The sequence below is a fragment of the Pseudomonas sp. Irchel s3a10 genome (assembly GCF_900187525.1).
In the GTDB taxonomy this organism is placed as follows: domain Bacteria; phylum Pseudomonadota; class Gammaproteobacteria; order Pseudomonadales; family Pseudomonadaceae; genus Aquipseudomonas; species Aquipseudomonas koreensis_G.
Map to the genome: position 1 here is coordinate 255,404 of NZ_FYDR01000002.1, position 15,306 is coordinate 270,709.

The following is a 15,306-nucleotide window of genomic DNA, read 5'->3' on the forward strand; positions in this document are numbered from 1 at the left end:
GCTCAAGCGCCTTGCCCTAGCTTCAAAAGTCAGCCGAACGAAGCCATGGCAAGGAATGAACATGAAAGGATTTCCAGCGCTGACAGTGATTGGAATTGCCGATGCATTTATCCACTGGCAGATGTTTTTTGTTTTGTGCAGCGCCGTCGCGGGTTGACCCAGGCGGCCAGTAACTTCGCCGCGTTTTGCGTGGCGGCGGCGTTCTCGTTTTACGTGAATATGCTCTACACCTTTGACAGCAAAACGTCGGTATTCGGTTATTTGCTGTTTATGTGTCTGATGGGAGGAGCAAGCTTCGGCATCGGCTCGATTGCCGATACCCGCGGCTGGCATGGCTTGCTGACGGTGACGGTGTTTACCGCGCTGAACCTGACGTTGGGCTACGGCTTTTTCCGCTTCGTGTTGTTTCGCCAGCAGCGGAGCTGATGCGCCAGCCTGCCGATCGGACCGGCGCATCGATCATCATGCTGCCGCCACTTCCTGCGGCTCGAAACTGTCCGCCCGCGCCATCTGCCACATCCGCGAATAGAACTCGCCATTCACCTCACCTGTGAGCAATTCCCCCGGTTTCAGAAACACATGCAGCTGCGAGAACAGTTTGATCTCGGTCGCCGACATGCGGCGCACCAGGTGCTTGGCCGACAGTTGCGACGGATGCTCAAGGCCTGCGGCGGCGAGCATTTCCGCCAGCGCCTTGAGCGTGTTGCGGTGGAAGTTGTAGACGCGCTGAGCCTTGTCCGGGACGACGAGGGCGCGTTGGCGCAGAGCGTCCTGGGTGGCGACGCCGGTCGGGCATTTGTTGGTGTGGCAGCTCTGCGACTGGATGCAGCCGATGGCGAACATGAAACCGCGTGCCGAGTTGGCCCAGTCGGCGCCGATGGCCAGCACGCTGGCGATGTCGAAGGCGCTGACGATCTTGCCACTGGCGCCGAGTTTGATCTTGTCGCGCAGGTTCAGGCCCACGAGGGTGTTATGCACGAACAGCAAGCCTTCGCGCATCGGCACGCCGATGTGGTCGGTGAACTCCACGGGCGCTGCGCCGGTGCCACCTTCCTTGCCGTCGACCACGATGAAGTCCGGCAGGATGCCGGTTTCCAGCATGGCCTTGGCGATGCCCATGAACTCCCATGGATGTCCGAGGCAGAACTTGAAACCCACCGGTTTGCCGCCGGACAGTTCACGCAGCTGCTGGATGAAATGCATCATTTCAATCGGCGTGGAGAACGCGCTGTGGCGTGACGGCGAGATGCAGTCTTCGCCCATCATGATGCCGCGGGTGTCGGCGATTTCCTGGGTGACCTTGTGCTTGGGCAGGATCCCGCCGTGGCCGGGTTTGGCGCCCTGGCTCATCTTGATTTCGATCATCCGCACCTGTGGATTCTGTGCCTGAGTGGCGAAGCGTTCCGGGTCGAAACGGCCGTCGCTGGTGCGGCAGCCGAAGTAGCCGCTGCCCAGTTCCCAGGTCAGGTCGCCGCCGTGTTCGCGGTGATATGGGCTGATGCTGCCTTCGCCGGTGTCGTGGGCGAAGTTGCCGAGTTTGGCGCCCTGATTCAGCGCGCGGATGGCGTTGGCGCTGAGCGAGCCGAAGCTCATCGCCGAGATGTTGAACACCGAGGCCGAATACGGCTGCGTGCACTGCGGCCCGCCGACGGTGACGCGGAAACTGCTCGGGTCACTCAACGGCGCCGGGCGCATCGAGTGGCCGATGAATTCGAAGCCCGATTGATAGACGTCGATCAGCGTGCCGAAAGGTTTGTCGGCGCTCTCATTTTTCGCCCGCGAATACACCAGCGAGCGCTGGGCGCGGGAAAAGGGCAGGGCGTCGCTGTCGGATTCCAGCAGGTACTGGCGGATCTCCGGGCGGATGCCTTCGACCAGATAACGGATGTTGCCCAGGATCGGGTAGTTGCGGCGCACCGCGTGCGGGCTCTGCAGCAAGTCGAACAGACCGAGCAGGCTCAGCACGCCGGTGACGGCGGTGATCGGCCACAGCCAGTCGTGTTCGAGAAAGGGCAGGCTGGCGAGGGTGAAAATCACGCAGACGGCAAAGAAGGCGTAGCGGCTCAGGAGTGACAGGCTCATACGGTTTCCTTGGTTCGGACTTGGATTGTTCAGCGCCGCAGATCCTTGTGGGAGCGAGCTTGCTCGCGAAAGCGGTGGGCCAGTCAACGCATATGTCGGTTATGACGGCTCTTTCGCGAGCAAGCTCGCTCCCACAGAAAAGCTCACAGCGCTGTATCAGGCGTTCTGCGCCTGGAGAAAAATCGAAAACAGCTCCGACTGGGATTTGATCCCCAGCTTGCTGTAAATGTGTTTCTTATGGACTTTCACGGTTTCTACGGAGATTTCCAGCTTACGGGCGATTTCTTTACTGGAGCAACCGCTGAGCATCAAACGCCCGACATCCAGCTCCCGGGCGGTCAGTTGTGCACCCTTGAGTTGTTGCACCGACGCTTCCAGTTGCACCCGCCAGTCAGCGGGTGCAGGTGCGGCAGCGAGGGCCACGGTCTGGTTGATCTCGTACGGCAGGCGCTGACGCAACAGGCCCAGTACCCACGGCTGGATCAATGACAGCAAGGCAATCTGTTCGCCAGTGAAACGTTTTTCACTGCCCAGCGACAGGCACAACGTGCGTTCGCCTTCGAGCTGGCAATTGAACTGGATTTCGTCGGCGACCACATTCAGACGAAAGTATCGCTGGTAATACTCGGTCAGCTCGAAATGCTCCGGCGCCACCTCCGACAGGCGGAAAAGCCCGGTGCGCGACTGCTCACGGCAGGCGATGTAGAACGGATCGAGCAGGTACAACCCGCGCAGATAATCCTGAAACAGCGGGTCGGGACTGCCGTCCTCGCCGGGGCATTCGGCGAACACCTGCGGGTGCTGATCGGCACTGAACAGCAGCACCACCCAACTATCGAACGCCACGTACTGGTCGAGCAGACGCACCAGTTGCGCCCAGAAATTCGGCTTGTCCAGCGCGTCGATCAATTGCCCGACGGCGCGGTGCCAGGTGATGTCATCAAAAGAAACGGACATGGATCTACCCCTATCGGGTTACCCCGGCCGCGTGATTCCTTGGCCGGTTGCTTGCTGCGCATACTGGCCCACAGACAGCCACCGGGCAATCTTTCAGCGCCCGGCCATGACCACAAGGACTCGCGATGAAAGTCGAACTCGCCCAACTGGCGGGCCGTGACAAAGACACGGCGTACAACCTCGAACGTGCCCTCGCGGCGATTGCCGCGTGCGCCGCCGACACACAATTGATTGTGTTCCCGGAAACCCACCTGATGGGCTTCCCGAGCGCCGATACCGTGGCGCAGATTGCCGAGCCGCTAGATGGCCCGACCGTCCGTGCCGTGCAGGCCGCCGCCCGCGAGCGCAACATCGCCGTGGTGATCGGCATGGCCGAAAGCGCCAACGGTCGCTTCTACAACACCACCCTGCTGATCACCCCGGAAGGCATCGCGCTCAAATACCGCAAGACCCACCTCTGGGCTTCGGATCGCGGCGTGTTCGAAGCCGGTGACCGCTATGTCACATGCGAGTGGAACGGTGTGCGCGTCGGCCTGCTGATCTGCTACGACATCGAGTTCCCGGAATCCGCTCGCGCACTGGCGCAATTGGGCGCCGAATTGCTGATCGTGACCAACGGCAACATGGATCCGTATGCGCCGACCCACCGCACCGCAATCATGGCCCGCGCCCAGGAGAATCAGGCGTTTGCGCTGATGGTCAATCGCGTTGAGGCGGGGGACGACGGTTTGATGTTTGCCGGTGGCAGTGCGCTGGTCGATCCGTTGGGGGAATTGCTGTTCGAAGCGGGGCGGGAAGAGGGGCAGTTCAGCGTCGAGCTGGATTTCGACCGGTTGGTGATTGCGCGCAAGGATTACCGCTATCTGGATGATCAGCGTTTGAAACTGCCGGGGGAGGTGGTGGAGCACGCTTCTGGATTGCGTGAGTTGCTGATTCCTTTGTGTTGATCCGAATTGCGTGTCGAGCGCGCTGACGCCTTCGCGAGCAAGCCCGCTCCCACAGGGGAACGCGGTCACTGTGGGAGCAGGCTTGCTCGCGAAGAGGCCAGTCCAGACAACACGCCTGTTTGATCCAAAAACAACAAAGCCACACCCGAAACATTCGCCGAACTCGGCTCTGCCATAAATCCAATAACATTCGGAGTAAGTCGCCCATGGCTCGTTTGCAACGCACCCTGTCATTAGGGTCGGTGGTGCTGTTCGGCATCGCCTACATGACGCCGATCATTGTCCTCGGCACTTTCGGCATCCTCGCGCAATCCACCGCCGGCATGGTCCCGGCCGCGTATCTGGCGGCACTGGTGGCGATGTTCTTCACCGCCATGAGCTACGGGCGCATGGCCGCCGCATTCCCGGTCGCCGGTTCCGCCTACAGCTACGTGCGTAAGGCGATCAGCCCCAAGCTCGGCTTCATCGCCGGTTGGGCGGTGCTGCTCGATTATCTGTTCTTGCCGATGGCGATCTGGCTGATCGGCGCGGCGTACCTCGCTTCGGCGTTCCCGTCGATCCCGCAGTGGATCTGGGTACTGGCGTTCATCGGCATCACCAGCGCGATCAACATCGTTGGCCTGAAACTGGCCAACGGCATCAATGCCTTGCTGATGCTGGTGCAATTTCTGGTGCTGATCGCTTTCGTCGCGCTGTGCGTGCACTACGTTGGCGGCGATGCGCGCACGCCGTTGTGGTCGATCAAGCCATTCTTCAACGGCGATATGCAGATGCCGCTGATCATGAGCGGCGCGGCCATCGCCTGCTACTCGTTCCTTGGCTTCGATGCGGTCAGCACGCTGACCGAAGAAACCCGCGACCCACGCCGCACCATTCCACGGGCGATCATGCTGATCACCCTGATCGGCGGACTGATTTTCGTCGGGGTGTCGTACTTTGTGCAGATCGCCCATCCGTCGTTCCAGTTCGACAGCGTCGACTCGGCGGCCTATGAAATTGCACGCAACATTGGCGGCGATCTGTTCGTCTCGATCTTCCTCATCGGCCTGATCGTCGGCCAGTTCGCCTCGGGGCTATCTGCTCAGGCCAGCGGGTCGCGCCTGCTGTTTGCGATGGGCCGCGACGGCGTGTTACCCAAGTCGTTTTTCGGCACCTTGCATGCGCGCTTCGGCACACCGGTCAACAGCATCCTGCTGTGTGCAGTGGTGGCGTTGCTGGCACTGAAACTCGACGTGACCACGTCCACTTCGTTTATCAACTTCGGCGCGTTCCTGGCGTTCAGTCTGGTCAACCTGTCGGTGATCTTTCATTACTGGATCGGCGGCGAGAAAAAGGGCCCGCGTGAGCTGGTGCTGTTTGTGGTCTTCCCGTTCATCGGGCTGGTGGCGGACTTGTGGTTGATGGTCAGCCTTGATCACCTGGCGGTGTATCTGGGTCTGAGCTGGCTGGCGATTGGCGTGGTGTATCTGGCGGTGCTCACCGGCGGCTTTCGTCGTCAGCCGCCGGAGATGGATTTTCAGCAAGCCACGTAAAATCTTCGGCAGTGGCTTTGCTCGGTAACGGCAAGCATGTGATGCTTGCCGTTTTTGCGCCAAAGGCTTTTCTTGTATGTCGACTTTTCCCACTCAGCCTTCCGGCCTCATTCGAATTGCCGCTGCGCTGCTGCTCAATGCCGAAGGCCAGACCCTGCTGGTGCGCAAGCGCGGCACCACGGCGTTCATGCAACCGGGCGGCAAGATCGAAGCCCATGAGTTGCCGGTGCACGCACTGGCCCGCGAGCTGGAGGAAGAGTTGGGCCTGCAGATCGACCCGGCGCAGGCCTGCTTCCTTGGCCAGTTCTCGGCACCGGCCGCCAACGAGCCGGGGTTTGTGGTGCAAGCGGAGATCTTTCAGCTGACCATCGACGCCGATGTGACGCCCGCTGCCGAAATCGAGGAAGTGATCTGGATCGATCCGGCCACTGACGCGGGTCTGGTTCTGGCGCCATTGACACGCGACCTGATCCTGCCGTTTTATCGCAGCTCACTGACCGCGATCGCCTGATCCTCCACGCACAGGACGCCCACCATGATCCCGCTTCAAGACCTGCTGATCTTCGCCGCCGCGGCGCTGTTGATGGTGCTGACGCCGGGGCCGAACATGATCTACCTGATCTCGCGTTCGATCTGCCAGGGACGCAAGGCCGGGGTCACGTCATTGCTCGGTGTGGTGGCCGGTTTCTTCGTGCACATGTTTGCTGCAGCGGCGGGTTTGACCGCGGTGTTTCTGGCGGTGCCGATGGCTTATGAAGTGCTGAAGTGGGCCGGTGCGCTGTACCTGCTGTGGCTGGCTTGGCAAGCGGTCAGACCCGGTGCGCGCTCGCCGTTCGAAGCGCAGCAACTGCCGGCGGACTCGTCACGCAAACTGATCACCATGGGCTTTCTTACCAGCGCACTGAACCCGAAAATCGCCGTGTTCTATCTCTCGGTGTTTCCGCAATTCATCACCCCCGAACACGGCTCGGTGTTCACCCAGAGCATCATTCTTGGCCTGACCCAGATCAGCGTCAGTTTCAGCGTCAATCTGCTGATCGCACTGTTCGCGGCGGGCATCGCGTCGTGGTTCGTGCGCAACCCGACATGGCTGGCGCTGCAACGTTACTTCATGGGGTTTGTGCTGGGTGGCCTTGCCGTGCGTCTGATGCTTGAACAACGCAGGTCGGCCTGAGCATGTGGATCGAACGCCTCGACGCCAGTCATGCGCTGGCTTACCGCGAGCTGATGCTCGAAGCGTATGACCGGCATCCGCAGGCGTTCACCTCCAGCGTGCGCGAGCGCGCGGTGATGCCGCTGAGCTGGTGGGAAGCGCGGCTGACCAGCAAGCTCGACGCGGTGTTCGGCGCGTTCGAAGACGGTCGGCTGGTGGGCATCGTCGGCCTGGCGTTCGAACCTCGGGAAAAGGCCCGGCACAAGTCGACCCTGTTCGGCATGTACGTATCAGCTGATTTTCGCCAGCACGGTCTGGGCCATGAATTGGTGCAGGCTGCCATCGCCGAAGCGCACACCCATCCGGCACTGAAACTGATCCAACTGACCGTCACCGCTGGCAACGACGCCGCGTTCAAGCTGTACCAGCGCTGCGGCTTCATCCAGTTCGGACTGGAGCCGCTGGCGGTACGGGTCGGCGAAGACTACTTCGACAAGATTCACATGTGGCGACAACTCTGATTTCTCACTGAGCCCTTGTGGGAGCGGGCTTGCTCGCGAAGGCAATCGGTCAGTTGATATCCCTGTGACTGAGACACCGCATTCGCGAGCAAGCCCGCTCCCACAATGCAGTTCAACGCACCGCGCTGACCCCATCCAGCGTCGAGAAGGAAGTGTCCTTGGCCGTCAGCAGGAAATCGCGCATGTACGGTGCATCGAGCATGTCGGCGCGGATCGCCGCGTACAGCGTGGCAAACAGACCTTTCTCGCCCAGGCGCTTGGCTTTCACGTAACCGCGCGAGCTGTATTCGTGCAGCGCCCAGTGCGGCATGCCGCAGACGCCACGGCCGCTGGCGACCAGTTGCATCATCATCACCGACAGCTCCGAGGTGCGCACTTGCGCCGGTTCGATGTCGGCCGGTTCGAGGAAGCGGGTGAAGATGTCCAGCCGATCGCGTTCCACCGGGTAGGTGATCAGCGTTTCCGTCAGCAGGTCTTCGGGGACGATGTACGGTTTGCTCGCCAGCGGGTGCTGGTTGGCCACCGCGAGCATCGCTTCGTAAGTAAACAGCGGCACGTAAGTGATGCCGGCGATGTCCAGCGGATCGGAAGTCACCACCAGGTCCAGATCGCCGCGGGCCAGCGCCGGCAGCGGGGCGAAGGCGAAGCCCGAGGCGAGGTCGAGTTCGACTTCCGGCCAGGCGTCGCGGAACTGGTCGATGGTCGGCATCAGCCACTGGAAACAGCTGTGGCATTCGATCGCCATGTGCAGGCGCCCGGCGGTGCCACCGGCCAGACGACTGATGTCGCGTTCGGCGGCGCGCAGCAGTGGCAGGGTCGCATCAGCCAGTTGCAGCAGGCGCAGGCCGGCGCTGGTGAAGCGCACCGGTTTGGTCTTGCGCACGAACAATGGCATACCCAGGCGTTCCTCCAGTTCCTTGAACTGGTGCGACAGCGCCGATTGGGTCAGGTGCAGGCGGTCGGCGGCATCGACCAGACTGTCGGCCTCGCGCAGGGCGTGCAGGGTTTTCAGATGACGGATTTCAAGCACGGCTGGCCCCATGAGGAAAATTTGTGACAAATTCGAAGACGGTGAGTTTGTCTCATGTTGAAGGCGCTGTCGACCGCTCAAACAGCAGCGGGGCACAGTCAGTGCCCCGCCGGTTTTGCTCTAGAGATCAGCGAAGTGCTGGATGCCCAGCGGTTTGCCGATGTCGCCGCGCCAGATCGTCTCGACCTGTGTGCCGCCGGCAGCCTGGGCCTGCTGCCATTGCAGGCCGAGATTGCGTTGCTCCGGCAATTTCAGATGCGCTTTAACGAAGTCGGCGAACGGCACCTTGTCCGAGGTGTAGTGAAAGTGCGCATACCACAACGTGCGCGGGGGCGTGCTGGTGAGGTCGCGCACCTGGTATTCCTGAAGGAAATCCTTGCGTCCGTCAGCGCGTTTGCCCAATGCCCGCAGCGATCCTTCCTTGCGAATCTCCACCACTTGCTGTTGCAGCAAATAATCCAGATAGCCTTCGGTGGGTGTCTTGCTGCGCAGTGACTGATCAATGCGCAGGGTACGACCGCTACGTCGCAGTTCATCGGCCATGGCGCGCAATTGCAGCACCAGCGGTTCGCTCGGCGACAGCCGTTCGATGGCCTGGGCGCGGGTGCTCAGCTCGGTCGCTTCGCTGCTGAACATGTGTTCCAGATCCACCGGCAACATGTCCTGACGAGTGTAGCCCTGCACCTTGGCGCTGTAGGCCGCAACCGCCTCCAGACGTTTGCGCGCTTCGGCAAGCAACGGCTGAACGTCGGTCGGCAGCGTTGTTGCGGCGGGTGCGGGGCGGGCTTGCAGATGATATTTGCCGCTGGAGCGCGGCAGCCAGGTTTCGCGGAAACCGTCGATGCCTTCGACGGTGAAGCGTTTTTCCCGGGTGCCGGCGTCGATGCTTTCGGTACCGATCAGCAATTGGTTGTCCTCGGTTTCGAACAGTTGCTTGCCGCCCGGCTCTCTCGGTCTGATCGGCGGGCGCTGTTTGATCGAGTGCCGCGCGTGTGCTTCGACCTTGGTCAGGCCATCGAGGAATGGCCCGACCTGTTCCAGATCCAGATGCTGCGCATAACCCAGCGTCCAGGCGTTGAGCTGACGACGGAAACCGGCATAGATCTGCAGGCAATCCTCGATCACCTGTTTGCGCTCGACCAGGCTGGCGCTGACTTCTGGCAGGTGATGCTGGGTCAGGAGCGCGCGCCCGACCTTGACCCGGGCGTCTTTGAGCTGGGTATGAAAATACACCCAGGACAGGTCGCTGACCGCGTCATAGCGGGTAATGATTTCCAGCAGATGCGCAGTCCTCAGGTAGTGGTGCGTGTTGTCGCCAAGGTTGCGGTTGAGCGCGCTCATGTCTTTCGCCATCCGGACTTTCTGCGCTTGTTTGCTGATGCGGTTGTTCCACAGGTTGGCCTGCTCGGTGATCGCGTGCAGTTGATCGAACTCCTTGAGGAAATCCTTGCGTACCTGCTTGCGCCGGGCCATGAGTTTTATATGGGTCGCTGTATTGTCGAAGGGGGTAGCATCGGACTCGGCGACCAGCGCGTCGATCCGGTTCAGGTGTTCCAGCAAGCGGTCGCGGGCGACGGTGACGCGCTGCACGGCGCGGTCGACCACGATCCAGGCACAGCGGCTGCGGATGTCTTCGATCTGCAGACGCTTGCGGCCATGGCTCAGGGGCAACAGTTCGGCAAGGTTGTCGTATTGGGCGATCGCGAGGTCGATGTCATTCAGGCATGCTGCGTCGATTGCTGTGTGTAGTGGCTTGCGCTGGGCAACGTCGAGTTTCTGGTAGTTCTCCAGCAACTGGTTGGAAGCACGTGTCTGGGTATCAAGGCGCCGGGTATAGGCGTCGGCGGTGTTGGTCAGGGTCAATTGCCGGCGCAGTTGCCGATCGGTCCACCAGCGCGGCAACCACTGGCGAATTGGCGCGGGCCAGAGCGGGTCCATGCCGTCGGCAAGATGTCCAAGCACGGCGCCACCGCCTGCACCGCCACCGTCCATAACGGTGCCGTACACCGCGTAGTGGGTGTTCCACTGGCCGTTTTCTTCGAGGGCGATCGGTTGTTTGTAGCTGCGCATCCATGTGCCGTAAAGCCTCCAGCCACGTGGCGCATCGCTGAGCTGAACCCGATAGATGCGGCCCTGACGAACGATGAAGTCACCATCGGCGTGGCGGTAGACGTTGCGATAGACACCTTGGGTGGCCGGGTGCAGGCCGGCGAGGGAGATGTCGAATTCGTACTCGTAACCCTTGAAACGCTCGAGCGACTGCCGTGCCCATTGCCAGGATGTGGGCATCGCGGCGGATCTGCCCAGTGCCGCGCGTTGCCGCTGGCGGCTGGCCAGACGTGCGGCTGCGGGGGCCGAGACGGTTCCGGGAAGCACATCCATTGCCGCGTCGATCAGCGACAGCAGCACCGCCTCCACCTCCGCCAGCCCATGCCCGAGTTCGCCGCGCAAGAACGCCGCGACGGCCAGATTGGCGCTGTTCCAGGCGTCATACAGGGCCACCGCCGTGCCCACGAACGGCAACATGCCGATGGCCATTTTCAGATAGTTGAACAACGCCCCGGACTTCAGTGCACAGCGTTCGAGATACAACGCATCGTTGGAACGTGAACTGCTGCGATGGGCCTCCAGCAACCGGCCCATGTGCACGTTCAGTAAATGAGTGGCCAGCGATGTGGTCGCCGGCCAGGCCATCCCGACGCCGATCAGCGCATCGAAATTGCGCAGTTGTGCCTGGTTGATCCGGCTGACATGGCTGGCAAACTCGCCGCTCACCGCGCGTCCGGCCAGGTAGCTGACCATTTTGCTGTCCACACAACGCTTGAACAGATCCACCCGCGCCTGTTCCAGTGTTTCGTACTGACGCAGGAAGATGGCGTCGGTGCTGTCGGGCAAGTACAGCAGGGTCAGGCCACTGGTTTGCTCGACAATGAACGTGACACCCGCGAGCGTGCTCGGCCCCTGATGCGCGGTGTCCTCTCCACCGACCCTCAGGTGCACCGGCAGCAGCGCGATGCGTTGTCCATTAACGGCATACGCCTGAGGTGTAGTCGCATCGATGGCGACCTTCAGCACGGCATGGCCGGCACTGTCGATGTGCCGTTGCAGCAGGGCGAATTCACCTTGCAACCGGAGCATCAGCCGCCACGGTTCGCTCAGGCATTCACGGCGCCAGGCCTGCTGAAACGCCGGTTCTCCCGGCGCGCCGAAAAATGCCTGGCGAATCAGTTCTTCGTAACGTCCGGGCAGATCCAGCTCCGTTACCAGTTTGCGCAAATAGACCGGGGTGATCCCGGCTTCGAGGCGCTGTCGATCAGTGGCGTTCTCGGCGCTGATCCTGACCCGCATGAAGGACAGGCGCCACTCCATGTCCTGATCGATGTTTTCCTGTGCCAGTTGTTCAAGGGTGAGCTCGCCGCGCTGGTCGCTCGCGGTCACAATATTGCGTTGCGGTGTGCCAGGCGCGGCGCCTTCCATCACGGTCTTTTGCCAGAAAGTCGAGTCGGGCAGATCGAGGCTCACGCTCACGCTTTGTTTGAGCGCGAAGTCTGCGCGCAAGCGGGTGTCGATGCGCTGTTCGGCGAAGGCCTGACGCGGCGGTAATTCCCGTTCGAGCAACGCATGAGCGCGTTGCATGGCGCCGAGGTACTGGCTGATCAGCGTTTTGATCCGTGCACGTGGCGCATCGTCCAGCTTTTCAATCCATGCCGGCAGGTTGCCGGCCAGTGTGGCGCTGCGGTCTTGCGCCTGACGTTCGGCAAATGCCTGTTCGCGGGCCTGTGCGACCGCTACGGTCAGGCGTGGCAGGTGTTGTTCGCGCAGCTTTTCCATCTCGGCCCGGCGTTCGTCGGCACGGCCGGGCAGCGGGTTGTCCCGCAGTACCTGCGCGGCCTGTTGTTCGCATTCATAAAGCTGTCGATCAAGGGACCAGGCCAGAGGGTCCCCCGTGAGCGGCGTCAGGTACAGGGTCAGCCCGCCGTCGTTCGGCGAATGTTTGAACAGGTCCTGTTCCAGCGCTGTACGTGAAGTAAAACGTTGCAGCCCGCCGAACTCGCCCGGCCAGTAAACCAGCAGGCTGTCGCTCGACTCAGGCTCCAGTGCCGCGGTCGTCGCTATGATCAGTACGCCATGCAGCTCCTCGACGGCGGTATTGTTCTGGTCTGGCGCCGCCAGCGATAGGCGGGCGATAACCCCGTCCGCTGTCGGCAGATGGCGCCCCGGTGCGTCCAGCATCGCGATGATTCGCCGATGCTCCTCGACGGTCAGTTGATCCAGCGCCCTTTGCAGTTCGACCTCGGCGCGCAGCCCGGCGACACGGGCCTGAAGCAGGGCGTGGTGATGGGCATTCGTGGCATGGCGCAGCTCGAGCATTTTCAGCGGATTGCGGCTTTCGAACAGTGCTGATGCCGCAGCGTGGCTGGCTTGCCGGGCTTCACTCAGCGCGTCGAAATGCTGCGCCAGTTGTTGGCGTTGCGGGTTGTTCAGCTCTGCCGCAGCGGTTTCGCCGAGCAAGCGTTCGAGGGCCCGCTGCTCAACGTCAAGCGCCCGACTGCGCTGGCTGGAAGGAATGTCCGGACTCAGCAGACCGAACAGCGCGACGTCGTCGGAGGCAGGCAATGCGTCGATCGAATGTTCGGACGGTGCGCCGATCAGCTTGGGGAAATCGCTCGTCGACGCTGAAGCCGTGAACAGCATTTGCAGGTTGAGGCGCAGCGGATCCTGACCGAGCACCGGCTCGACCAGCGTCACCGCCTCCAGCTGTGAGTATTGCCCGCTCTGCCGGTAATGACTGATCAGCCAGTCCTGCAGATCGGCGTGTTGCCGGAACAGCTGCAGTGCCGGGTCGTGCGAGGGCAGATACAGTAAATGTTGCGTCGGGTCGAGACGAATCAGCAGCGCCCCGGGCAAGGTGAGCTGGCTCTCATCACGACGTGCGAGCCGTGGCTGACGGATGGCAACGTCGCTGTGTGTGGTCTGCGGGTCAACGCTGGTCAGCAGCCTCTGCAGGGGCGCAGCCTGCAGAGTTCCTTGTGCATGGGCATACAGGCAGCTCGCCTCGAAATGCTGGCGATAGATAAGCAGCGCCTGATCCCGACGCGAAAACGGCGTGCCGGTTGCGCGCCGATCCCAGTCGTCGCGTGTGGCTTGCGCCATCAATTCCAGCCACTGCCTATGACAATCGCGCAGACGCGCGCTGGCCTGTTGGTAGAGGTTCTGATCGAGGTTCTTCGGCAACGAATGGGGCAGGCCGAAATCGACCGTGGCGGGGGTGGGGAGGTCGAACATGACGAAAGGATTCCAATGACTTGAAAGGCCGGGCTGAGCCGGATTTCAAGCCATTAGAGGTCAGCCGACGGAGGCGGGTGCGGTACTCGGGTATCGCTTTGCAGTGGTCTGTTTGCAGAGTGTGCCCGCCTGCTGAACGGCCTGCACAAATGACCGCTCGGCAATCTTCATCAAACTGTCACGTAACTGTGGCAGCGCGCTTGAACAAACTTCATCAGACTCGCGCTCTACTGGGGTTCTGCGTTTCGGTGTTTTTCATGATCAAGGGATTTTTTTCGCTCGCGGCCGTTTTGGCCGCGTTTTTATTCGGTACGTCAGCGTTCGCGGCGGCGCGTTGCGACGTGAATGTGCCGACCGAGCATGTCGATCTGCAACAAGTGAGCATTGCCTACCAGAGCATCGGCCGTGCTTCGGATCCGGCGCTGTTGCTGGTCATGGGCCTGGGCGGTCAGTTGATCCACTGGCCGGACGAAGTGGTGGTTGCGCTGTGTCAGCAGGGCTTTCGGGTGATCCGTTATGACAACCGCGATGTCGGCCTGTCGACCTGGCGTCAGGCACCGGTCGAGGCCAACCTGACCTTTGAAGTGCTGCGCTACAAACTCGGCTTGCCGGTGTCGGCGCCCTATTCGCTGACGGACATGGCCGACGATGCGCTGGGCTTGATGGACGCTTTGCACGTCGATCAGTTTCACGTTCTGGGCGCAAGCATGGGCGGGATGATCGCCCAGCATATGGCGGCAATGGCGCCACAACGGGTGGAGAGCCTGACGCTGATCATGACCAGTTCCGGCGCCGAAGGTTTGCCGGCGCCCAGTGCTGCACTGGTGCAATTGTTGGCCCGGCGTGGCGCGCCGAATCGCGAGGTGGCGCTGGAGCAGCAGGCCGATCTGCTGGCCGCGCTCGGCAGCCCCGCGGTGACCGATGACCGGCAGGCGTTGTTGCATCAGGCGGCGGAGGCCTACGACCGGGCGTTCAATCCTGAAGGTGTGAAACGGCAAATCATGGCGATTCTCGCCGAGCCGAGCCGGGTGGCCTTGCTCAATCAATTGCGCGTGCCGACGCTGGTGGTGCACGGCACGGCCGATCCGCTTTTGCCGGTGATGCACGGCGTGCATCTGGCGGCGCACATCCGCGGCAGTCAGTTGAAACTGATTCCGGGGCTGGCCCATCGTTTTCAGGAAGCATTCAAGGCACCCTTGCTGGCGGCGGTGTTGCCGTATTTGCAAGAGCACCGTGAAGACACGTCGCACTGGGCGCAGATCGAACCGGTGGCAGGCGGCAAGCTGTTATAGCTGAGGTTTTGGCGGTGTTGATTCGGGCCTTTTCGCGAGCAAGCCCGCTCCCACAAGGGGAGCGCATTTCAAATGTGGGAGCGGGCTTGCTGGCGAAGAGGCCACCACGGTCACTCAAAGAGTAGGCAGTGTATCCGGGGCGATCGGGCAGATCATGAGTGAAGCCCAGGCTGTGATCAGCTGTGCAGGCGTACCCAGACCGTGACCAGCACGGTCGCCGCGATCAACCACGCGACCACCGCCACCGCCAGTGAAGCCTCCAGACGCATGCGGTCAACCATCACGTACAGCGTCGCCAGATAGATGAAGTACGGAATGATCGACCACATGCCGAACACAATCGTCGCCTTCAGATCGTCGATCGAGCGGCCCTTGCCGACGATGTAATGGGCGATCAGGGCAAAGGTCGGAAACAGCGGCACCAGTCCGGCGATGTAGTAGTTTTTGGTTTTCGACAGTGCGGCGAGGATCACCACCACCGCCGCGCCAAGGGCGGCTTTGAGAAT

General features: G+C 61.7%; 11 protein-coding genes and 1 pseudogene. 7 read left to right on the plus strand and 5 right to left on the minus strand.

Going from position 1 to position 15,306, the window contains the following annotated elements; translation table 11 throughout:
* Nucleotides 1-61: 61 nt before the first annotated feature.
* A pseudogene (locus CKW11_RS06740) lies at nt 62-426 on the plus strand (GtrA family protein).
* Between the two features lie 36 nt (nt 427-462).
* On the opposite strand, the gene CKW11_RS06745 reads toward CKW11_RS06740, so the two are convergent.
* Entirely contained in the window at nt 463-2,082 is a 1,620-nt protein-coding gene (locus CKW11_RS06745; protein ID WP_095136930.1) for an FMN-binding glutamate synthase family protein, read from the minus strand.
* A gap of 156 nt (nt 2,083-2,238) precedes the next feature.
* Entirely contained in the window at nt 2,239-3,039 is an 801-nt protein-coding gene (locus CKW11_RS06750; RefSeq protein WP_095136931.1) for a LuxR C-terminal-related transcriptional regulator, read from the minus strand.
* Between the two features lie 125 nt (nt 3,040-3,164).
* On the opposite strand from CKW11_RS06750, the gene CKW11_RS06755 reads away from it, so the two are divergent.
* The 5 genes from CKW11_RS06755 (at nt 3,165) to CKW11_RS06775 (ending at nt 7,192) form a co-directional block, all read left to right on the plus strand.
* Entirely contained in the window at nt 3,165-3,986 is an 822-nt protein-coding gene (locus CKW11_RS06755; protein ID WP_095136932.1) for a carbon-nitrogen hydrolase family protein, read from the plus strand.
* Between the two features lie 206 nt (nt 3,987-4,192).
* On the plus strand, nt 4,193-5,518 hold the full coding sequence (locus tag CKW11_RS06760; protein ID WP_095136933.1) for an APC family permease: 1,326 nt from the start codon (nt 4,193-4,195) through the stop codon (nt 5,516-5,518).
* A 76-nt stretch (nt 5,519-5,594) separates the two neighbouring features.
* Nucleotides 5,595-6,029 (plus strand): NUDIX domain-containing protein, encoded by a 435-nt coding sequence (locus CKW11_RS06765; protein ID WP_095136934.1) that lies wholly within the window; start codon nt 5,595-5,597, stop codon nt 6,027-6,029.
* Nucleotides 6,030-6,053: 24 nt separating this feature from the next.
* Nucleotides 6,054-6,692, plus strand: coding sequence for a LysE family translocator (locus CKW11_RS06770; protein WP_095136935.1), 639 nt, complete (start codon nt 6,054-6,056; stop codon nt 6,690-6,692).
* 2 nt (nt 6,693-6,694) lie between these two features.
* Nucleotides 6,695-7,192: a GNAT family N-acetyltransferase gene (locus CKW11_RS06775; RefSeq protein WP_095136936.1), complete on the plus strand. Its 498-nt coding sequence runs from the start codon at nt 6,695-6,697 to the stop codon at nt 7,190-7,192.
* 112 nt (nt 7,193-7,304) lie between these two features.
* On the opposite strand, the gene metR is transcribed toward CKW11_RS06775, so the two are convergent.
* Together metR and CKW11_RS06785 are read right to left on the minus strand one after the other, a co-directional pair.
* On the minus strand, nt 7,305-8,222 hold the full coding sequence (metR, locus tag CKW11_RS06780) for a transcriptional regulator MetR (RefSeq protein WP_007968856.1): 918 nt from the start codon (nt 8,220-8,222) through the stop codon (nt 7,305-7,307).
* Between the two features lie 120 nt (nt 8,223-8,342).
* Nucleotides 8,343-13,508 (minus strand): dermonecrotic toxin domain-containing protein, encoded by a 5,166-nt coding sequence (locus CKW11_RS06785; protein ID WP_095136937.1) that lies wholly within the window; start codon nt 13,506-13,508, stop codon nt 8,343-8,345.
* Between the two features lie 257 nt (nt 13,509-13,765).
* On the opposite strand from CKW11_RS06785, the gene CKW11_RS06790 reads away from it, so the two are divergent.
* On the plus strand, nt 13,766-14,800 hold the full coding sequence (locus CKW11_RS06790) for an alpha/beta fold hydrolase (RefSeq protein WP_095136938.1): 1,035 nt from the start codon (nt 13,766-13,768) through the stop codon (nt 14,798-14,800).
* A gap of 176 nt (nt 14,801-14,976) precedes the next feature.
* On the opposite strand, the gene CKW11_RS06795 is transcribed toward CKW11_RS06790, so the two are convergent.
* The gene (locus CKW11_RS06795) at nt 14,977-15,306 is read right to left on the minus strand and encodes a GlpM family protein (protein WP_177439989.1); all 330 of its coding nucleotides are present in this window, start codon (nt 15,304-15,306) and stop codon (nt 14,977-14,979) included.